Annotated in this window: 16 protein-coding genes; 8 read left to right on the top strand and 8 right to left on the bottom strand. The window is 71.6% G+C overall.

Going from position 1 to position 18,575, the window contains the following annotated elements; genetic code table 11:
* Window positions 1-27: 27 nt before the first annotated feature.
* From ccoP to ccoN, 4 genes are read right to left on the bottom strand one after another with little or no spacing between them, the layout of a single operon-like run.
* Window positions 28-909 carry a cytochrome-c oxidase, cbb3-type subunit III gene (gene ccoP / locus MNOD_RS24730; RefSeq protein ID WP_015928786.1) on the bottom strand — a complete coding sequence of 294 codons (882 nt, stop codon included), beginning with the start codon at window positions 907-909 and terminating at the stop codon, window positions 28-30.
* 5 nt (window positions 910-914) lie between these two features.
* Window positions 915-1,064 (bottom strand): cbb3-type cytochrome c oxidase subunit 3, encoded by a 150-nt coding sequence (locus MNOD_RS24725; RefSeq protein WP_015928785.1) that lies wholly within the window; start codon window positions 1,062-1,064, stop codon window positions 915-917.
* Window positions 1,065-1,068: 4 nt separating this feature from the next.
* Window positions 1,069-1,812, bottom strand: coding sequence for a cytochrome-c oxidase, cbb3-type subunit II (ccoO, locus tag MNOD_RS24720; protein ID WP_015928784.1), 744 nt, complete (start codon window positions 1,810-1,812; stop codon window positions 1,069-1,071).
* A 27-nt stretch (window positions 1,813-1,839) separates the two neighbouring features.
* Window positions 1,840-3,492, bottom strand: coding sequence for a cytochrome-c oxidase, cbb3-type subunit I (gene ccoN / locus MNOD_RS24715; RefSeq protein ID WP_015928783.1), 1,653 nt, complete (start codon window positions 3,490-3,492; stop codon window positions 1,840-1,842).
* Window positions 3,493-3,708: 216 nt separating this feature from the next.
* Here ccoN and MNOD_RS24710 point away from each other — a divergent pair, with 216 nt between their 5' ends.
* The 5 genes from MNOD_RS24710 (at window position 3,709) to MNOD_RS24690 (ending at window position 10,689) form a co-directional block, all read left to right on the top strand.
* A complete protein-coding gene (locus tag MNOD_RS24710; protein WP_015931690.1) occupies window positions 3,709-4,524 on the top strand; it encodes a universal stress protein in 816 nt (271 codons plus the stop codon).
* An 88-nt stretch (window positions 4,525-4,612) separates the two neighbouring features.
* On the top strand, window positions 4,613-4,906 hold the full coding sequence (locus tag MNOD_RS24705; RefSeq protein ID WP_015931689.1) for a hypothetical protein: 294 nt from the start codon (window positions 4,613-4,615) through the stop codon (window positions 4,904-4,906).
* A gap of 228 nt (window positions 4,907-5,134) precedes the next feature.
* Window positions 5,135-6,853, top strand: coding sequence for an NAD(P)H-dependent oxidoreductase subunit E (locus MNOD_RS24700; protein ID WP_015931688.1), 1,719 nt, complete (start codon window positions 5,135-5,137; stop codon window positions 6,851-6,853).
* A gap of 214 nt (window positions 6,854-7,067) precedes the next feature.
* The gene (fdhF, locus tag MNOD_RS24695; RefSeq protein ID WP_425277516.1) at window positions 7,068-9,851 is read left to right on the top strand and encodes a formate dehydrogenase subunit alpha; all 2,784 of its coding nucleotides are present in this window, start codon (window positions 7,068-7,070) and stop codon (window positions 9,849-9,851) included.
* A 595-nt stretch (window positions 9,852-10,446) separates the two neighbouring features.
* Complete coding sequence (locus MNOD_RS24690; RefSeq protein ID WP_015931685.1) at window positions 10,447-10,689, top strand: hypothetical protein; 243 nt, start codon at window positions 10,447-10,449, stop codon at window positions 10,687-10,689.
* A gap of 10 nt (window positions 10,690-10,699) precedes the next feature.
* Here MNOD_RS24690 and MNOD_RS24685 read toward each other — a convergent pair whose 3' ends face one another.
* From MNOD_RS24685 to MNOD_RS24670, 4 genes are all read right to left on the bottom strand, one after another.
* On the bottom strand, window positions 10,700-11,983 hold the full coding sequence (locus tag MNOD_RS24685; RefSeq protein WP_015931684.1) for a DUF3422 family protein: 1,284 nt from the start codon (window positions 11,981-11,983) through the stop codon (window positions 10,700-10,702).
* A 95-nt stretch (window positions 11,984-12,078) separates the two neighbouring features.
* Window positions 12,079-13,683 carry a bifunctional phosphoribosylaminoimidazolecarboxamide formyltransferase/IMP cyclohydrolase gene (gene purH, locus MNOD_RS24680; protein ID WP_015931683.1) on the bottom strand — a complete coding sequence of 535 codons (1,605 nt, stop codon included), beginning with the start codon at window positions 13,681-13,683 and terminating at the stop codon, window positions 12,079-12,081.
* 384 nt (window positions 13,684-14,067) lie between these two features.
* Entirely contained in the window at window positions 14,068-15,789 is a 1,722-nt protein-coding gene (locus tag MNOD_RS24675) for a heparinase II/III family protein (protein WP_015931682.1), read from the bottom strand.
* Between the two features lie 153 nt (window positions 15,790-15,942).
* Entirely contained in the window at window positions 15,943-17,289 is a 1,347-nt protein-coding gene (locus tag MNOD_RS24670) for an RsmB/NOP family class I SAM-dependent RNA methyltransferase (RefSeq protein WP_015931681.1), read from the bottom strand.
* Window positions 17,290-17,414: 125 nt separating this feature from the next.
* On the opposite strand from MNOD_RS24670, the gene MNOD_RS24665 reads away from it, so the two are divergent.
* The 3 genes from MNOD_RS24665 (at window position 17,415) to MNOD_RS24655 (ending at window position 18,481) form a co-directional block, all read left to right on the top strand.
* Window positions 17,415-17,621, top strand: a complete 207-nt coding sequence (locus MNOD_RS24665; RefSeq protein ID WP_015931680.1) for a DUF1674 domain-containing protein — start codon at window positions 17,415-17,417, stop codon at window positions 17,619-17,621.
* A 92-nt stretch (window positions 17,622-17,713) separates the two neighbouring features.
* Window positions 17,714-18,088 (top strand): PH domain-containing protein, encoded by a 375-nt coding sequence (locus tag MNOD_RS24660; RefSeq protein ID WP_015931679.1) that lies wholly within the window; start codon window positions 17,714-17,716, stop codon window positions 18,086-18,088.
* 54 nt (window positions 18,089-18,142) lie between these two features.
* Window positions 18,143-18,481: a cupin domain-containing protein gene (locus MNOD_RS24655; RefSeq protein WP_015931678.1), complete on the top strand. Its 339-nt coding sequence runs from the start codon at window positions 18,143-18,145 to the stop codon at window positions 18,479-18,481.
* Window positions 18,482-18,575: the final 94 nt, after the last annotated feature.

Genomic DNA, 18,575 nt, shown 5'->3' with positions numbered 1-18,575 from the left:
TCGGAAGGAATCGGATCGGAAACCGTACTATTTCCCGCCGCCGAGGCTGTGCAGGTAGACGGCGAGGGACTTGATGGTGGCGGTGTCGAGCCGGCCCTCCCAGCTCGGCATCACCCCCGCGCGGCCGCCGCTGATCGTCGCCGTCACCTGCGGGGGCGCAGCGCCGTACAGCCAGACCGCATCGGTCAGGTTCGGCGCGCCGAGCTCCGGATTGCCCCGGCCCTGCTCGCCGTGGCAGGCCGCGCAGTTCTGGGCGAAGAGCTCGGCGCCCGTGGCCAGGCTCAGATCCGCGGCGAAGGCCCGGCCCGACCAGGACAGCACGTAGTTGGCCACCGTCGCGATCTCCGCCCGCGTCAAGAGCCCGTCCCGCCCGAAGGCCGGCATCTCGCCCGCGCGGGTCTCGGCATGGCCCGAGCGGATCCCCACCCGGATCGTCCGGGCGATCTCCTCCAGCGTCCCGCCCCAGAGCCAGTCGTCGTCCTGCAGGTTCGGATAGCCCAGCCGGCCCGTGGCCGCGCTGCCGTGGCAGCCCGCGCAATTGTCCCCGAACGCCGCCTGGCCGGTGGCCTGCGCCAGCGCCCGCAGCCCCGGATCCGCCGCGATCGCGCCCAGCTCCGCCGCCGCCAGCCGGTCCTGGCCCAGCAGCGCCCGCGCCTGCCGGGTCTGCGCCAGCTCCGCCAGCACCGCCGCCCGGCTCGAATAGCCCAGCAGCCCGCGGCTGTGATCGGCCACGAGCGGCCAGGCCGGATAGGCGATCCAGTACCCCACCGCCCAGACGATCGTCGCGTACAGCCCGTACAGCCACCAGCGCGGCAGCGGGTTGTTGTATTCCCGGATCCCGTCCCACTCGTGCCCCGTGGTGGCGGGGGCGCCGGGCCGGTCCGCGGAGGAAGGGGATGCGTCGGCCATGGGGCTCACTCCTCATCCAGCGGCAGGCGGGCGGCGGCGTCGAACCGGCCCTGGTGGCGCGGCCACAGCGCGTACAGGAGGGCGCCGGCAAACAGCCCCACGAAGTAGAGAAGGCCGCTGGTCTGCGCGAAGCGGGCGGCGAGATCGTAGCTCACGGCATCACCTCAGGTTCTGCTGCGCGTCGTAGAGCTTGAAATCCACCATGGTGCCCAGCACCTGCAGGTAGGCGACCAGGGCATCGAGCTCGCTCACCGGGCCGCGCCCGCCGGGCCGGTGCAGCCCCGCCCCGGGATAGCGCTGCTGCAGCCCGGCGGCGCCCGGGCCGTCCGGATCGAGCTGGGCGTGCAGGTCGGCGCGGGCCCGGGCGATCATCGCCGGGCTGTAGGGCACGCCCAGCCGCCGCTGGGCCACGAGGTCGTCCGCGATGGCCTCGGCCTCGAGCGGCCGCTCCAGGAAGGCATAGGCCGGCATGATCGAGCCGGGCACCACCGCGCGCGGATCCCGCAGATGCTCGCGGTGCCACTCGTCCGAATACTTGCCCCCGACCCGGGCGAGATCCGGCCCGGTGCGCTTCGAGCCCCACTGGAAGGGATGGTCGTACAGGCTCTCGGCGGCGAGCGAGAAATGGCCGTAGCGCTCGACCTCGTCGCGCAGCGGCCGGATCATCTGGCTGTGGCAGAGATAGCAGCCCTCGCGCACGTAGATGTTGCGGCCGGCCAGTTCGAGCGGCGTGTAGGGCCGCACGCCCTCGACCGTCTCGATGGTGCTCTTGAGGTAGAACAGCGGCACGATCTCGATCAGGCCGCCGAGCGCCACCACGAGCAGGGTGCCGAGCAGCAGCAGGATGGAGTTGGTCTCGAAGAGCTCGTGCCTCTTCCAGAGGCCGGGCGGGGCGAGGGCCATGGCCGGGGTCTTTCGTGTGCGAGGGGATCAGGCGGCCGGCGCGAGGGCGGCGCCGGGGACGGGGGCGGGGGCTTCCCGGCCGCGGATGGTCATGGCGAGGTTGTAGGCCATGATCAGCGCGCCGATCAGGAACAGCGTGCCGCCGAGCGCCCGCACCAGATAGTAGGGCTGCATCGCCGCGACCGTCTCGACGAAGGAGTATTCGAGGAAGCCGAAGCTGTTGTAGGCCCGCCACATCAGGCCCTGCATGATGCCGGCGACCCACATCGAGCAGATGTAGAGCACGATGCCCAGCGTCGAGAGCCAGAAGTGCCACTCGACCAGGCGCAGGGAATAGACCTCGCGGCGGTTCCACAGCCAGGGCACCAGGCAGTAGAGGGCGCCAAACGAGATGTAGGCGACCCAGCCGAGCGCGCCGGCATGCACGTGGCCGATGGTCCAGTCGGTGTAGTGGCTGAGCGCGTTGACGGCTTTGACCGACATCAGCGGGCCCTCGAAGGTCGCCATGCCGTAGAAGGCCAGCGACACCACCATCAGGCGCAGGATGGGGTCGGTGCGCAAGCGGTCCCAGGCGCCCGAGAGGGTCATCAGGCCGTTGATCATGCCGCCCCAGGAGGGCATCCACAGCATGACCGAGAAGGTCATGCCGAGCGTCTGGGCCCAGTCGGGCAGCGCGGTGTAGTGCAGGTGGTGCGGCCCGGCCCAGATGTACATGAAGATCAGGGCCCAGAAGTGGATGATGGAGAGCCGGTAGGAATAGATCGGCCGCGCGGCCCGCTTCGGGATGAAGTAGTACATGATGGCGAGGAAGCCGGCGGTGAGGAAGAAGCCGACGGCGTTGTGGCCGTACCACCACTGGATCAGCGCGTCCTGGACGCCGGAGAAGATCGGGTAGGACTTGGAGCCGAACGGCGAGACCGGGAGCGCGAGGTTGTTGACGATGTGGAGCATCGCGATGGTGACGATGAAGGCGAGATAGAACCAGTTGGCCACGAAGATGTGGGGCTCCTTGCGCTTGCGCAGGGTGGCCAGGAAGACGAGGAGATAGACGACCCAGACGAGGGTGAGCCAGAGATCGGCGTACCATTCGGGCTCGGCGTATTCCTTGGACTGGGTGACGCCCATCAGGTAGCCGGTGGCGGCCATCACGATGAACAGGTTGTAGCCGAGCACGACGAACCAGGGGCTGAGGTCGCCGGCGAGCCGGACCCGGCAGGTGCGCTGCACGACGTAGAGGGAGGTGGCGATGAGCACGTTGCCGCCGAAGGCGAAGATCACCGCGGAGGTGTGCAGCGGGCGCAGGCGGCCGAAGGTGGTGGCGTCGAGGCCGAGATTGAGGGCGGGGGCCCAGAGCTGGAAGGCGATCAGGCAGCCGACCAGGAAGCCGGCGAGGCCCCAGCCGAGGGCGGCGAGGGCGGCGACCTTGATGGGGCCGAGCGCGTAGTTGGGCTTGCCGGCGATCTCCTGCGGGATGGGATCGGGCCCGCGGGCGGCGTAGCGGCGCAGGATGGCGAGGAGGCCGGCGGCGCTGGCGGCGGCAAACAGCAGGGCGTGGGCGGCGAAGGGGGCGTCGACGGCCTTGGCGGCGGCGACCAGGCTGAGGAGGAAGCCGAGGGCGAGGGCCGCGCTGAGGCCGGCCTCGCCCTCGGTCATGTATTTGCTGGCAGGGGCTGAGGCCATGGCTCGCTCGCGGGAAGGCGCGGATCGCCGCGCGGACCAGCGCTTATCCGGCACGCCCCGCCCCCCGGCCTTGATGTGGATCAAGCGGACGCCCGACGAGCCGGTTGGCCGGACCATGATGCGCGAGACCGGGTGGCGGGTTTGCGCTGAATCAACGCCGCCTCCGTCCGCGGGGAGCAGGATCAGAACCGCACAGTCGTGGCTGCGGAGAGTCCCATGACCTATGCCAGCATCATGGTTTCCCTCGATCTCGGCCCCGCCGCCGCAGCGCGCGTGCAGCTCGCGGCCGATCTCGCTGGCCGGTTCGACGCCCGCCTGATCGGCGTGGCGGCACGCCACGTGCCCGATCCGGTCACCGCCGCCGACATCGCCGAGGTGGAACAGATCTTCGAGGCCGAGAAGGACCGCGTCGTGGAAGAGCTGGGCCAGGCCCGGGACCTGTTCGAGCGCGCGGCGAACTCCTACGCCGAGACGGCGTGGCGTTCGGCGATCGCGCCGGGCATCGCCTATCTGGCCCTCCAGGCCCGTGCCGCGGACCTTCTGGTGGTGGGCCGCCACGGCGCGCGGGACGGCGATGCGGGGCCGCTCGGCGTGCCGCCCGGGCCGCTGCTGATGGAGGCGGGGCGCCCGATCCTCGTCGTGCCGCCGGGTCTAACCCGCATGCGGGCGGAGCACGCCGTGGTGGCCTGGAAGGACACGCCGGAGGCGCGCCGGGCCGTCCTCGCCGCCCTGCCGCTGCTGCGCCGGGCGAGCGACGTCCTCGTGCTGGGCATCGCGCCGGAAACGGACGCAAAGGCGGTCGGGGACGTGGCCGACTTCCTGGTCCGGCATGGCGTCGCGGCGGCGGCGAAGACCGTGCCCGAATCCGAGATCCGCGCCGGTGCGGCGATCCTCGCCAACACGGCGGCGCAGCGGGCCGATCTCCTGGTGATGGGCGCCTACGGCCACAGCCGCCTGCGCGAATGGCTGTTCGGCGGCGTCACCCGCGAGATCCTGCAGACCGCCACGGCCTGCTGCCTGATGAGCCATTGAACCGCACCCCGGTCCGGGCCGACAAGGCCGGGGGGACGAATCCGGCCCTCGCGCGTTTCTCCTCCCGCCACGCGAGGGAGCAGCGCCCATGCCGGAGACGGAGAGGACGGCTCGCGGTTGGGCCCGGATCACCGCGGAAGCCTACGCGGCCGAGACGCGCCCACCGCTGACCGCCACCATGCGGAAGGATCTCGAAGCGCGGCTCTCCGCCGCGTGGCCGGACGGGCTCGATGCGGTCAACGCCGTCCTCGACGCCTTCGAGGAAGCCCTCGACGCGGTCGCCGGCCCGCGCCTCGCAGAGATCGACGCGGCGAAAGGGCGCGTGCGTCTGGTGCACCGGTCGGAAGCCGGCCGGCCGCTTCGCGCTTTCGGTGGCCAATAGCCCTGCATTCGACTTTGGTAGGGGGCGCCGGCTCCTGACGCAGGCGCGCGCAAGCCCTTATGCTATCTGTCTGAACGAGGGTCGGTTCGTCGCGCCGGGCGCGACGATCGGGGCGAGACCTTGGCGAGCCCCCCGCCTCATCACGCGCAACACCGCCCGGCGAAATCACCCCGCGAGCGCCTCTGTGCGGATCCTTGTATTTTGTATGCCAGCTGGTACGGTAGCCCCATGAGCCAGCACGACGTGTCGCGCGTACAGCGCTTCGAACATCCCGGACGGGGCCGCGAGCGGGCCAGGCCCGTGCCGAAGGGGCGCCAGGTCGACCCGCGCGCCAAGGCGGAGATCGCCGCCCTGCTCGGCGAGGCGCCGCGCCGCCGCGACCTCCTGATCGAGCACCTTCACCTCATCCAGGACACCTATGGCCAGATCAGCGCTCCCCATCTCGCGGCGCTCGCCGACGAGATGGGGCTCGCCTTCGCGGAGGTGTTCGAGACCGCCACCTTCTATGCCCATTTCGACGTGGTGAAGGAGGGCGAGGCGGCGGTTCCGGCCCTGACGGTGCGCGTCTGCGACAGTCTCACCTGCGCGATGCACGGGGCCGAGGCGCTGCTCGCCACCCTGCAGGCCGAGATCGGCGGGCCGGTGCGCGTCGTGCGCGCGCCCTGCGTCGGCCTCTGCGATCACGCCCCGGCGGCGGAGGTCGGCCACAACTTCCTGCCCCGGGCCACGCCCGAGCGCGTGAAGGCGGCGGTCGCGGCCGGCGACACCCACCCGCACATCCCCGACTACGTGGACTACGACGCCTACCGGGCGGCGGGCGGCTACCGCACCCTGGAGCGCCTGCGCGCCGGCGAGCTGACGGTCGAGGCGGTGCTCGCCATCCTCGACGATGGGGCGCTGAAGGGGCTCGGCGGGGCGGGCTTCCCGACCGGGCGCAAATGGCGCTCGGTGCGCGGCGAGCCGGGGCCGCGGCTGATGGCGGTCAACGGCGACGAGGGCGAGCCCGGCACCTTCAAGGACCAGCTCTACCTCAACACCGATCCGCACCGCTTCCTCGAAGGCACGCTGATCGGCGCCCATGTGGTCGAGGCCGCGGAGATCTACCTCTACATCCGCGACGAGTACCCGATCGCCCGCGCGATCCTGGCCCGCGAGCTCGCCAAGCTCCCGCCGGGCGGCCCGCGCATCCACCTGCGCCGCGGGGCCGGGGCCTATATCTGCGGCGAGGAATCCTCGATGATCGAGAGCCTCGAGGGCAAGCGCGGGCTGCCGCGCCACAAGCCGCCTTTCCCGTTCCAGGTCGGCCTGTTCGGGCGCCCGACGCTGATCAACAACGTCGAGACCCTCTACTGGGTGCGCGACCTGATCGAGAAGGGGGCCGCCTGGTGGAAGAGCCACGGCCGCAACGGCCGCACCGGGCTGCGCTCCTACTCGGTCTCGGGCCGGGTGGCCGCGCCCGGCGTGAAGCTCGCGCCGGCCGGCCTCACCATCCGCGAGCTCATCGACGAGTTCTGCGGCGGCATGGCCGCGGGCCACCGCTTCGCGGCCTACCTGCCGGGGGGCGCCTCGGGCGGCATCCTGCCGGCCGCCATGGACGACATCCCGCTCGATTTCGGCACGCTCGAGAAATACGGCTGCTTCATCGGCTCGGCCGCGGTGGTGGTGCTCTCGGACCAGGACGATCTGCGGGGCGCCGCCCTCAACCTGATGCGGTTCTTCGAGGACGAATCCTGCGGCCAATGCACGCCCTGCCGGGTCGGCACCCGCAAGGCGCGCCGGCTGATGGAGCAGGGGGTCTGGGACACCGACCTCCTCGGCGAGCTCTCGCAATGCATGCGCGACGCCTCGATCTGCGGCTTGGGGCAGGCGGCCGCGAATCCCGTCACCAGCCTCATCAAATATTTCCCGGACCTCTTCCCGACCCCGCGGCCCGTGGCGGCCGAGTAGGGATTGCGGGTTCGGCAGCGGAAGCGACACCATGAGCAGCGGCACCCAGAACAGCAATCCGGCCGGCAGCGACCCGCTCGTGACCGGCCCGTCCGCCCCGCAGGATGCCGGCGGCTCAGGGGGCCGGCCGCAGGCGGGCGGCGCCTCTTCGCAGGGCACCAAGGCCGGCGGCCAGGCCGGGCCGGCGCCCAGCGGCACCCTGTCCCTGCGCGAGATGCCGGCGGGCATCCCGGGCGTGGTGTTCGAACTCGACGGGGAGCCGGTCGAGGCGCGCCCCGGCGAGACGCTGTGGGCCGTGGCCCAGCGCCTCGGCAATCCCATCCCGCATCTCTGCCACAAGCCCGCGCCGGGCTACCGGCCGGACGGCAATTGCCGCGCCTGCATGGTGGAGATCGAGGGCGAGCGCGTGCTCGCCGCCTCCTGCAAGCGCGTGCCGGCCGTCGGCATGAAGGTGAAGACCCAGAGCGACCGGGCCGTGAAGGCCCGCGCCATGGTGATGGAGCTCCTCGTCGCCGACCAGCCGGAGCGCGCGACCTCGCACGACCCGGACTCGCATTTCTGGGCCCAGGCCGATGGCGTCGGGGTGACGCAGAGCCGCTTCCCGTCCGAGGCGCGCTGGCAGCCGGATGCGAGCCATCCGGCCATGCGGGTGAACCTCGATGCCTGCATCCAGTGCAACCTCTGCGTCCGCGCCTGCCGCGAGGTCCAGGTCAACGACGTGATCGGCATGGCCTACCGCAATGCCGACGCCAAGGTGGTGTTCGACTTCGACGACCCGATGGGCCAGTCGACCTGCGTGGCCTGCGGCGAGTGCGTCCAGGCCTGCCCGACCGGCGCGCTGATGCCGGCCGCCTACCTCAACGAGGCGCAGGAGCGCGTGGTCTATCCGGACCGCGCGGTCGATTCGCTCTGCCCCTATTGCGGCGTCGGCTGCCAGGTCTCCTACAAGGTCAAGGACGACCGCATCGTCTACGCCGAGGGCATTGACGGCCCGGCCAACCACAACCGGCTCTGCGTCAAGGGGCGCTTCGGCTTCGACTACGTCCACCATCCCCACCGGCTGACGAGGCCGCTGATCCGCCTCGACAACGTCCCGAAGGACGCCAACGACCAGGTCGATCCGGCCAATCCCTGGACGCATTTCCGCGAGGCGACCTGGGAGGAGGCGCTGGAGCGCGCGGCGGGCGGCCTGCGGCGGATCCGCGAGGCGCACGGGCGCCACGCGCTCGCCGGCTTCGGCTCGGCCAAGGGCTCGAACGAGGAAGCCTACCTGTTCCAGAAGCTGGTCCGGCTCGGCTTCGGCAGCAACAACGTCGACCACTGCACCCGGCTCTGCCACGCCTCCTCGGTGGCGGCGCTGATGGAGGGGCTGAACTCGGGCGCCGTCTCGGCCCCGTTCTCGGCCGCCCTCGACGCGGAGGTGATCGTCATCATCGGGGCGAACCCGACCGTGAACCACCCGGTCGCCGCCACCTTCATCAAGAATGCCGTGAAGGAGCGGGGCGCCAAGCTCATCATCATGGATCCGCGCCGGCAGGTGCTGTCGCGCCATGCCCATCGCCACCTCGCCTTCAAGCCCGGCACCGACGTGGCGATGCTGAACGCGATGCTGAACGTGATCGTGGCGGAGGGGCTCACCGACCAGCAGTACATCGCCGGCTACACCGAGAACTTCGACGCGCTGAAGGAGCGCATCCGCGAATTCACGCCCGAGCGGATGGCCCCCGTCTGCGGCATCCCGGCCGAGACCCTGCGCGAGGTGGCGCGGCTCTACGCCCGCTCGCGGGCCTCGATCATCTTCTGGGGCATGGGGGTGAGCCAGCATGTGCACGGCACGGACAATTCCCGCTGCCTGATCGCGCTGGCGCTCACCACCGGCCAGATCGGCCGGCCCGGCACCGGCCTGCACCCGCTGCGCGGCCAGAACAACGTCCAGGGCGCCTCCGACGCCGGCCTGATCCCGATGGTCTATCCCGACTACCAGTCGGTCGAGAAGAAGGCGGTGCGGGAGCTGTTCGAGACCTTCTGGGGCCAGTCCCTCGATCCCCAGCAGGGCCTGACCGTGGTCGAGATCATGAAGGCGATCCATGCCGGTGAGATCCGCGGCCTGTATGTCGAGGGCGAGAATCCGGCGATGTCGGATCCCGACCTCAACCACGCCCGCGGCGCCCTGGCGCGGCTCGACCACCTCGTGGTGCAGGATCTGTTCCTGACCGAGACCGCCTTCCACGCCGACGTGGTGCTGCCGGCCTCGGCCTTCGCCGAGAAGGCCGGCACCTTCACCAATACCGACCGGCGGGTGCAGATGGCCCGCCCGGTGGTGCCCCCGCCGGGCGAGGCGCGCCAGGACTGGTGGATCATCCAGGAGCTGGCGCGCCGCATGGGCCTGGCCTGGGACTATCGCGGCCCGGCCGACGTCTTTGCCGAGATGACGCGGGTGATGCCGTCGCTCAAGAACATCACCTGGGAGCGGCTGGAGCGCGAGGGGGCGGTGACCTACCCGGTCGATGCCCCGGACGAGCCCGGGAACGAGATCATCTTCTACGCCGGCTTCCCGACCGAGAGCGGGCGGGCCAAGATCGTGCCGGCCGCGATCGTGCCGCCGGACGAGGTGCCCGACAGCGAGTTCCCGATGGTGCTCTCGACGGGCCGCGTGCTGGAGCATTGGCACACGGGCTCGATGACGCGGCGCGCGGGCGTGCTCGACGCGCTCGAGCCCGAGGCGGTGGCCTTCCTGGCCCCGCGCGAACTCGGCCGCTTGGGGGTGGGTCCGGGCGACCGGATCCGGCTGGAGACCCGGCGCGGCGCGGTGGAGGTGACGGTGCGCTCCGACCGGGACGTGCCGGAGGGCATGGTGTTCATGCCGTTCTGCTACGCGGAGGCGGCCGCGAATCTGCTCACCAACCCGGCGCTCGACCCGCTGGGCAAGATCCCGGAATTCAAGTTCTGCGCCGCCCGGGTGGTGCCGCTCGCCGCCTCCTCAATCGCCGCGGAGTGATTGCGGCGGGGCGACGGATCGTCGCGACCTGCCTGCCTTTGTCCTGATCGATCGTGCCGACCGGCCCTGTGCCGGTCGGCCTTTTCGTGATGGGCCGGTGGCGGCGTTCTCCTGTGAGCTGCGGGGCATCATTCAGGATCGTCCATTTCTGGGGGGCTGAACCCTCCTCAAGCTGAGAGGTGCAGGCGATCGAAGATCGCGCAGGCTGCCTCGAAGCACGCCTGACCGCTGATCCGAGACGCGGGTGGCCGGGATTACCGGCCCGGGGTGCTTCGAGGCAGCCTGCGCGATCTTCGATCGCCTGCACCTCAGCATGAGGAGCGGGGCGGCCTCCACGCACATCAGTTTCGATTGAGGGCCGTTCCGGCCTCCACGACCGCTGGTTTCGATTTAGGATCGCTCTGCGTGCCAAGCCCGGCCCCAAGCCTGGCCGCGGCGGCCTTGCCCATCACCCCACCCATTGCCGCCTTGGCGAGCGCCGTTCGGCGCCCATGTCTCGGAAGGGGAGGGCAGCCAGGCTTGGCACGGGCCGTGCCGGGAGAACCGGCCGACCGGTCTCCTGCCGGCCGGCGTCAACGGGAAGGGTGGTCATCCCATGAAGACTGCGCTCGTCGTCGCTCTCTCGCTGATCCAGCCGGTGCATTCCTGGTACCCTTACGAATGCTGCTCTGATCAGGATTGCGAGCCGGTGAGCGATGCCGTCGAAGTCCCGGGAGGCTACAGGACCCACGGCATCTTCATCCCGATGGCCAAGGTCCGCCCGAGCAAGGACGGCAACTTCCACTGGTGCCACCGAGGCGATTACGTGTTCTGCTTCTTCGTGCCCCTGGCGGGATGAGCGCCGGCGCTCAATGGGCGCCGGGCTCCGCGTGCATCCGCCGGATGCGCCGGACCATCCAGGCGACGCCGAGCACGATGACGGGCACCGCCACCGCGGTGCCGACCGTCGCATCGACATGTAGGCCCGCCGCATGGGCCCCCTCCAGCACCAGATGCATGAGGCTCGCCACGTAGTAGCTGATCGCCGCGACCGAGAGCCCTTCCACCGTCTGCTGTAGCCGGATCTGGAGCCTGACGCGGTCGTTCATCGCCTGGAGCTGGGCGTGGTTCTGCCGCTCCAGCTCCACGTCGACCCGGGTGCGCAGCATCTGCGCGATGCGCGACAGCTTGCGCGAGAGGGTGTCCTGCCGTTCGCCGGTGGTGACGCAGGTGCGGATCGCCGGGTTGAAGCGGCGGGCGAGGAAGACCGACCAGCTCGTCTGGCCGGGAATCGCCTGCTCGCGGATGGCCTCGAGCCGCAGGCGGATCAGCTCGTCATAGGCCCGTGTGGCGCCGAAGCGGAACAGCGAGCGGGCCGCTCCGGCTTCGAGCTCGGCCGCGAGCGCGATCAGCCGGTCGAGGAGGCGGTGGTTCGCCTCGAAACCCTCGCTCGTCCGCATCTCCTCCATGAGGTCCGGCAGGGCGGTCTCGATGCGCCGGATCGCGGGCGCCAGCGCCTGCGCTTCGGGCAGGCCGAGGAGGGCGAGGGTGCGGTAGGTCTCGATCTCCAGCACGCGCTGCACCAGGGCCCCGGCCGCCACCCGCGTCATGCCCCGGTCGGCGATGACGATGCGCACGTAGCCGTGGGGATCGGGCTGGAAGTCCGTGGCGATCAGGGCCGCGCCGCCCTCGGCCTGCGCCGCCGCGAGCGAGGCGGGCGTGAAGGTGGTGCCGATCTCGGGCGGCAGGTCGCCCTCGCCCGCCGCCAGCAGGTGGAGGTCGACCGCGGCGAGGAGGGGACCGGGCTGCGGCAATCCCTCCATGACCCCTGAGAGCGCATCGGGCTGGGGCTGGAAGGCGAGGCCCTGCCCGTCGGCGAATTCCCAGGTGTAGGTGGTGAACTCGCTGTGGCTCTCCCAGCGCAGGATCGCGCCGGAGAACACCACCCGGTGCTGCTTGGCGCCCGGTGCCGGTCCCGGCAGGCCGAGCGAGGCGCAATAGGCGTCGAGGGCGGCGCGGTCGGCCGCCGCGGCCTCGCCGTCGGTCAGGAAGGCGTAGTGCAGGAAGCGCCGCGGCGTCTTGACCGGCATGAAGGGGCGGGCGTGGACTTCCGCCAGCACCCGCGCCCGCAGGTCGTGTTCGTAGAGCCGCATCCCGTCCTGCCCCGCCGTCCGCCGCGGCCGACGGCTAGGCTTGGCGCAAGGCGGTGGCGGACGTCAACGCACCCGCCGGCTCCGTCCCCTCCGGATCAGTGCCGGAAGTGCCGGTGCCCCGTGAACACCATGGCGAGGCCAGCCTCGTCGGCGGCGCGGATCACCTCGTCGTCGCGCATTGAGCCGCCGGGCTGAATCACCGCCGTGGCACCGGCCTCCGCCGCCGCGAGGAGCCCATCCGCGAAGGGGAAGAAGGCGTCGGAGGCGACCACCGCCCCGCGGGCGAGGCTCTCGGGGGCGCCCGCAACCCTGGCGGCCTCCGCGGCCTTCCAGGCGGCGATGCGGGAGGAATCGACCCGCGACATCTGCCCGGCGCCGATGCCGACCGTGGCGCCGTCCTTGGCATACACGATGGCGTTCGACTTCACGTGCTTGGCGACCCGGAAGGCGAAGCGCAGATCCGCGAGCTCCCGCGCGTCGGGGGCCCGCTTCGTCACGACGCGCAGGTCCATGTCGTCGACCACCGCCGCGTCGCGGCTCTGCACCAGGATGCCGCCCGCGACCGTCCGCCAGACCGCGCCCGGCTGGCGCGGGTCGGCGACCCCGCCCGTCACCAGGAGGCGCAGGTTCTTCTTGGCCGCCACGATCGCCGCAGCCTCCCCGGTGGCGTCGGGTGCGATGATGACCTCGGTGAAGATCTCGACGATGCGCCGCGCAGCCTCTGCATCGAGCGTGCGGTTCAGCGCCACGATGCCGCCGAAGGCCGAGACCGGATCGCAGGCGAGCGCCCGCTCGTAGGCGGCGAGCAGCGAAGCCCCTTCGGCCACGCCGCAAGGGTTGGCGTGCTTGACGATGACGACCGCCGCCGTGCGCGCGGGATCGAACTCGGACACGCATTCGAAGGCCGCGTCCGTGTCGTTGAGATTGTTGTAGGAGAGTTCCTTGCCCTGCAGCTGACGGGCCGTCGCCACGCCGGGGCGCGCTGCGCCGGCCGTGCGATAGAAGGATGCCTGCTGGTGCGGGTTCTCGCCGTAGCGCAGGCCCTGGGCGAGGGTGCCGCCGAGCGCGCGATACACCGGCGCCTCGGCGACCTCCGCGGCGTATTCGCCTTCGAGCCAGGTGGCGATCGCCGCGTCATAGGAGGCGGTCCGCGCGAAGGCCTTCTGGGCGAGGCGCCGCCGGGTCGCCCGGATCACCGCGCCGCCATGGGCGTCGAGATCGGCCAGGATCGCGCCGTAATCCGCGACATCCACCACGACGGCCACATCCTCGTGGTTCTTGGCCGCCGCCCTGATCATCGCCGGCCCGCCGATATCGATGTTCTCGATGCACTCCGCCGCCGGGCGCCCGGCCGCCAGCGTCGCCTCGAACGGGTAGAGGTTGACGACGAGGAGATCGATCGGCGCGATGCCATGGGCGAGCATCGCCGCCTGATGCTCGGGGTTGTCGCGCACGGCGAGCAGCCCGCCATGGACGCCCGGGTGCAGCGTCTTGACCCGGCCGTCCATCATCTCGGGAAAGCCGGTGAGGTCGGAGACTTCCGTGACGGCGAGTCCCGCCTCGGTGAGCGCCCGGTGGGTGCCCCCGGTCGAGACGAGCGCCACGCCCCGCGCGGCGAGCGCCCGGGCGAAATCCACGAGGCCGGTCTTGTCGGAGACCGAGAGCAGCGCGCGGGTGACGGGGATGAGGTCGCTCGCCATGGGTCAAGGTCCGTGCATCGGAGCGGAAAGCGGGCGTGAGCGCCTGCCAGCGGGTTGGAATCAGCGCGCGGTAGCAGAAACGGCCGGGGGAGGCCAGCGGAGGCGTTGCGCCGTCCCCCGGAGCTCGCGGTGTCATATGGCTTCCGGTTGATCTGTTCGGAAACGAGAGGGCGCGGGAACCGCGGGATCCCCTCTCCCGTGCGGGAGAGGGGTAGGGGTGAGGGTCCCGGACGGATCCGCAATAATCCTGAGGCCGTGGTGCTGACAGCGGCCCGGTTCCGTCTTCTTGCTGAACCACCTGGACCCTCACCCCTGCCCCTCTCCCGCACGGGAGAGGGGTTCCCCGCGCGAACTCGTCCCGGAACAGATCAATCGGCAGTCGTATCAAAGCCGCCGGAACCGCCACGCCACCCTGGTGCCGTCCGTGACGCTCAGGTGCAGCACGATCTGCTCCGTGCGCCGCGCTCCGTTGAAGGCTGCGAAGAACACGCTCTCCTCGATGACCGGGTCGATGGCCTCCGCCTCGAACAGCCAGGTCTCGCCGTTCGCGCCGAGGAGGCGCACGGCGTGGCCCTCGCGTCCGACCCGCACCGACGGATGCAGATGGAAGCGGATCGCCGCCTCGACTGGCCGGGTCTCGTCGCGCCCGCTTCCCTCGCGCAGCGGGCGCAGGAAGGCATCCTCGCCCTCCAGCAGCGCGCCGTCCGCCGCAAGGCGCCAGCGACGCTCGTGAACGAGGCCGAAGCTCGGGACGTAGCCGTCGTGGCTCGCTGCGAGCACGCTCGTGCCATCCGGTTCCGAGCCGCGCTCGGAGGGGACATGGGCGGGGCCGCGCACGATCACCGGGCCGATCCGGCTCTTGAGCCAGACCGCGAGCGGATGCGTGAAGCCGCGCCCCGGCGGGTTGAGGAACCGGCACGACGATGTCTCGCTGAAGGTTGCGGTGGAATGGGCCGCCGTGGTGCGGGCGAGCTGGCGCATGTCCTCCCCGCTCGCCGGCATGCCGCAATTCACCACCAGGCGCTGGGCGCCGCTCGACAATTCGAAGGACAGGCTGCCGGCCCCCGCCACGGTCGAATAGGCGGGCGGGGGCGCCGCCCCGATATCCGCCACGAGCAGCGTCGCGCCGCCTTCGAGGCGGGAATAGCCCGTATGGGGCGCGTGCATCAGCGGGCGGGCGAGCGCCCCGTCGTAGATGAGGAGCGTCGCGAGCTGGTCGGCCTCCGTCGCCCCCATGCCGTTGTGGTGGCCGAGGGAGGCGTCGCCGTGGCGCAGCAGCCGCAGGAAGGGCAGCATCCGGTCGATGGCGTTGAGCAGCGCCTCGGGCGGCGCAATGTCGCGGCTGAGGAAGCTCTGGCGCAGCGGCAGCAGGTCGAGGAGGAGTTCCTTCACGGCCGCCGGGTCGCGGCTGCGATGGCCGCCATCCGGCAGGATCTGACGGGCGAGTTCCCGGGATAGGAGCCGCACGCCGCGGCGCAGCACCGGCTCGTAGCCGTCGCAGCACAGGCCCGCATAGGTGAGCGCGACGGCGGCCCCGAGGCGCTGCCGGGGCGGGATGCCGTGACGCACCGCCGCGTCGAGGCGGCGCACGCAGCGCTCGATCCCCTTCAGAAAGGCCTGGTAGAAGGCGTGATCCGCCCCTTCGAGCACGAGCGGCGACTGGCTGAGGAGCGAGATCAGGCGCCGCGCCGCCACGGATGGGCGGTCGGCGATCTCCCGGTCGCCGCGCCCAGCCAGGAAATCCTGCACGAAGGCGCGGGCGTTGGAGCGGGCGAGCGCGCTGTCGGCGGCGCTCAGGTGGCGCAGCCAGCCGAAGCCGTAGAGCGCCTCGCCCCATTCGGGGGAGGGCGGCGTGAAGTCGAAGGGCGAGCGCCCGCCGGTGGCGAGCGCCCGGCCCGCGAAGACAAACAGCCCCGCATAGATATCGCCCGCCAGGGTGGCGTCGCTGGTGCGCAGATCCTGAGGCGCGATGACGAGACCGGTCGGGCGCAGCCGTGCGAAGGCCGACGGGGCCGAGGAGACTCGGCTGACGGCGCCGCGCGCGGCGCGGCCGATCTCACGCCCGACGAGCCGGTAGAATCGCCAGCGGTCAGGCCCCCAATGCAAAATACCCCCCGGAAGCCTCCGCGCGCGGCGGGGCGCCCGGCCCCGGCTGCGCGAGACCGTGCTCAGCCAACCGGGATCAACCAATGGTGAAGGATCACGGCGGCGTCAAACGCCGCGGCTGCACTTGTGAACAGCGCCGGACCAATTTGGCGTTCAGGTCTCGGCCTTCCGCAACCGGACCGCGAAGAACCCGTCGATTCCGCCGCGACCTCCCGCCGCGTCCGGCCAGTGCGAGGGGAGGGTGCGCAGGTCGCCCCGCTCGCTCACGAAGCCGGTCTCCCCGCCGACCTCCTCGGCGGCGATCGGCAGGCGCGCGAAATCCGAATGGCGGGCCAGGAAGGCGTCGGCCTGGGCCTCGCCCTCCTCGGGCTCCAGGGAGCAGGTGCAGTAGACGAGCCGCCCGCCCGGCCGCAGGAGCCGCGCCGCTTTGTCGAGGAGCTTCCCCTGAAGCGCCGCGAGGCGCGGGAGATCCCCTTCGCGCTTCGTCCAGGCGACGTCGGGGTGGCGGCGGATCGTACCGGTGGCGCTGCAGGGCGCGTCGAGCAGGATCGCGTCGAATTGGTCGTCGTCCGGGAGCGTCAGGGCGTCCACCGCCCGCGTTTCGGCGGCGAGGCCGAGCCGTGCGAGATTCTCGCTCAGGCGCCGGAGCCGGGCCTCCGAGCGGTCGACCGCCACTACCGCGGCGCCGGCGGCGGCGAGCTGGGCGGTCTTGCCGCCGGGGGCGGCGCAGAGATCGGCGACGCGTTCGCCCGGCCGCACCGCGAGCAGCCGGGCCGGGAGGGCGGCGGCGGCGTCCTGCACCCACCATGCGCCGGAATCGTAGCCGGCGAGTTGCGGCACCGGCGTGCGGGCGTCGTCGAGCCGCAGGCTCCCGGTCGGCAGGAGCCGGGCCCCGAGGCGCTCCGCCCAGGTTTCCGGATCCGCCTTGACGGTGAGGTCGAGGGGGGCGCCGCGCATGTGCGCTTCCGCAATGGCCCGCGCCGTCGCCGCGCCATGGGCCGCACTCCAGCGGCGGGCGAGCCAGGCGGGCGTGCCGAGCCCCAGCGGGTCGGCGTCGCCTTCCTGGCGGATCGCCGCCTGCTCCCGGGCGATGCGCCGCAGCACCGCGTTCACGAGCCCGCTCAGGTGGCGCAGGGCCGCTTCGTTCTTGGCGATCCGCACCGAGAGGTCGACGGCCGCATGATCCTGAACGTTGAGGTAGAGGATCTGCGCCGCCCCCGTCGCCAGGAGCGCGAGGAGCCGCGGCTGGTCCTCCGGCAGGCCCTGGGTCATCCGGGCGGCCAGCGCGTGGCGGATGACCCCGAGATGGCGGAAGGTGGCTGCGGCGATCGCCCGGGCGAGCCCGAGATCCTGCGCGCCGAGGGAGGCCCGGGCGGCTGCCGGGTCGAGCACGTCGTCGAGGACGGTGCCGGACCGCGCCCCGAGGAGATCCGCGACGCTCGCATGGGCGAGGCGCCGCGCCGCCAGTCCGGCCGTCCGATCGTCGTGCCCGTCATCCATGCGCCTGTCGCCGCTCCTGCCTTGACGGCGCGCCGGCCCCCCTCCACCTGCGGGAGGAGATCCGACGCGCGAGGGACCGGGCGTGGCACCGCGCCGGCCCGGATGCAAGCGGGAGCATGACGAGCATGGACGACACCAAGCCGGCGCAGGCGCCGCGCAAGCCCCTCAGCCCGGCAGCGGAGCGCGCCCTTGCCGAGGCGCAGGCCCGTCGCGCGGCGATCGATGCCCGGGCGGCCGAGATCCGGCGCGCGCGCGAGATCGACGGGCGCGGCGGGCTCGAACCCGTGCGCTACGACGATTGGGAGGTGAAGGGCCTCGCCACGGATTTCTAGAGCCAGTCCAGGGGACGCGGACAGCTTTTCTCCGTCCAGATGGGCGACACGGCAAGGTTTGGCGCCGCAGAGACACCCAGAGGAGGAACGCGATGGGGTTGCTCGACGGGCTCCTCGGTCATGGCAGCGACGCCGCGCCCGATGCCGTGGCGCGCGACCTCGACGGGATGCTGGTCCCGGGCGAGGCGGTCCAGGTGGCTTTCCGGGTCATCCGCGACCTGATGGTGTTCACCGACCGGCGCATGATCCTCGTCGACCGCCAGGGCCTCACCGGGCGCAAGGTCTCCTACCTGACCGTGCCCTACCGGGCGATCACCGCATTTTCGATCGAGAATGCCGGCAGCTTCGACCTCGATTCCGAGTTGAAGATCTGGGTCTCGGGCCGGCCCGAGCCGATCGCCCGGACGCTCGGGCGCGGCGCCGACATCCGAGGCATCCAGCGGGCGATCGCGGCCTCCCTGGCTTAAGGGAACACCGGCCGTGAGCCTTCCGTTGGGGTCGGAACGATCGCGGAGGCAGCGATGGCAGAGACAACGATCAAGAAGATCTCCGGCGAGACCTCTCCGCACGGGCCGCAGGGCGAGCGCTATCTCGCCTCCGGCAAGCGCGTGTCGATGCGGCTCTGGGAGAAGGAGGCGCCGACCGACAGCAAGCCGGCGGCGGCACGCGACTACGAGACCGTGGGCTATGTGATCGCGGGCCGGGCGGAGCTGGAGGTCGCCGGGCAGACCGTCCGCCTCGAACCCGGTGATTCCTGGCTCGTGCCGGCCGGGGCGCAGCACACCTACCGCATCCTGGAGACCTTCACGGCGGTCGAGGCCACGTCCCCACCCGCGCAGGTGCACGGGCGGGACGGGTGAGACGCTCGCCGAACGGTTGATTCGGAGAGCGTCTCATCGATCGGCCCGCCCGGCTTCCTCACGCCCGCTCCCCCCTGTTCCGGGCGCATGCAGC

It is taken from the genome of Methylobacterium nodulans ORS 2060 (assembly GCF_000022085.1).
Lineage (GTDB): Bacteria > Pseudomonadota > Alphaproteobacteria > Rhizobiales > Beijerinckiaceae > Methylobacterium > Methylobacterium nodulans.
The sequence above is the reverse complement of the archived record's forward strand: the minus strand, read 5'-3'. Positions and strand labels throughout refer to the sequence as shown.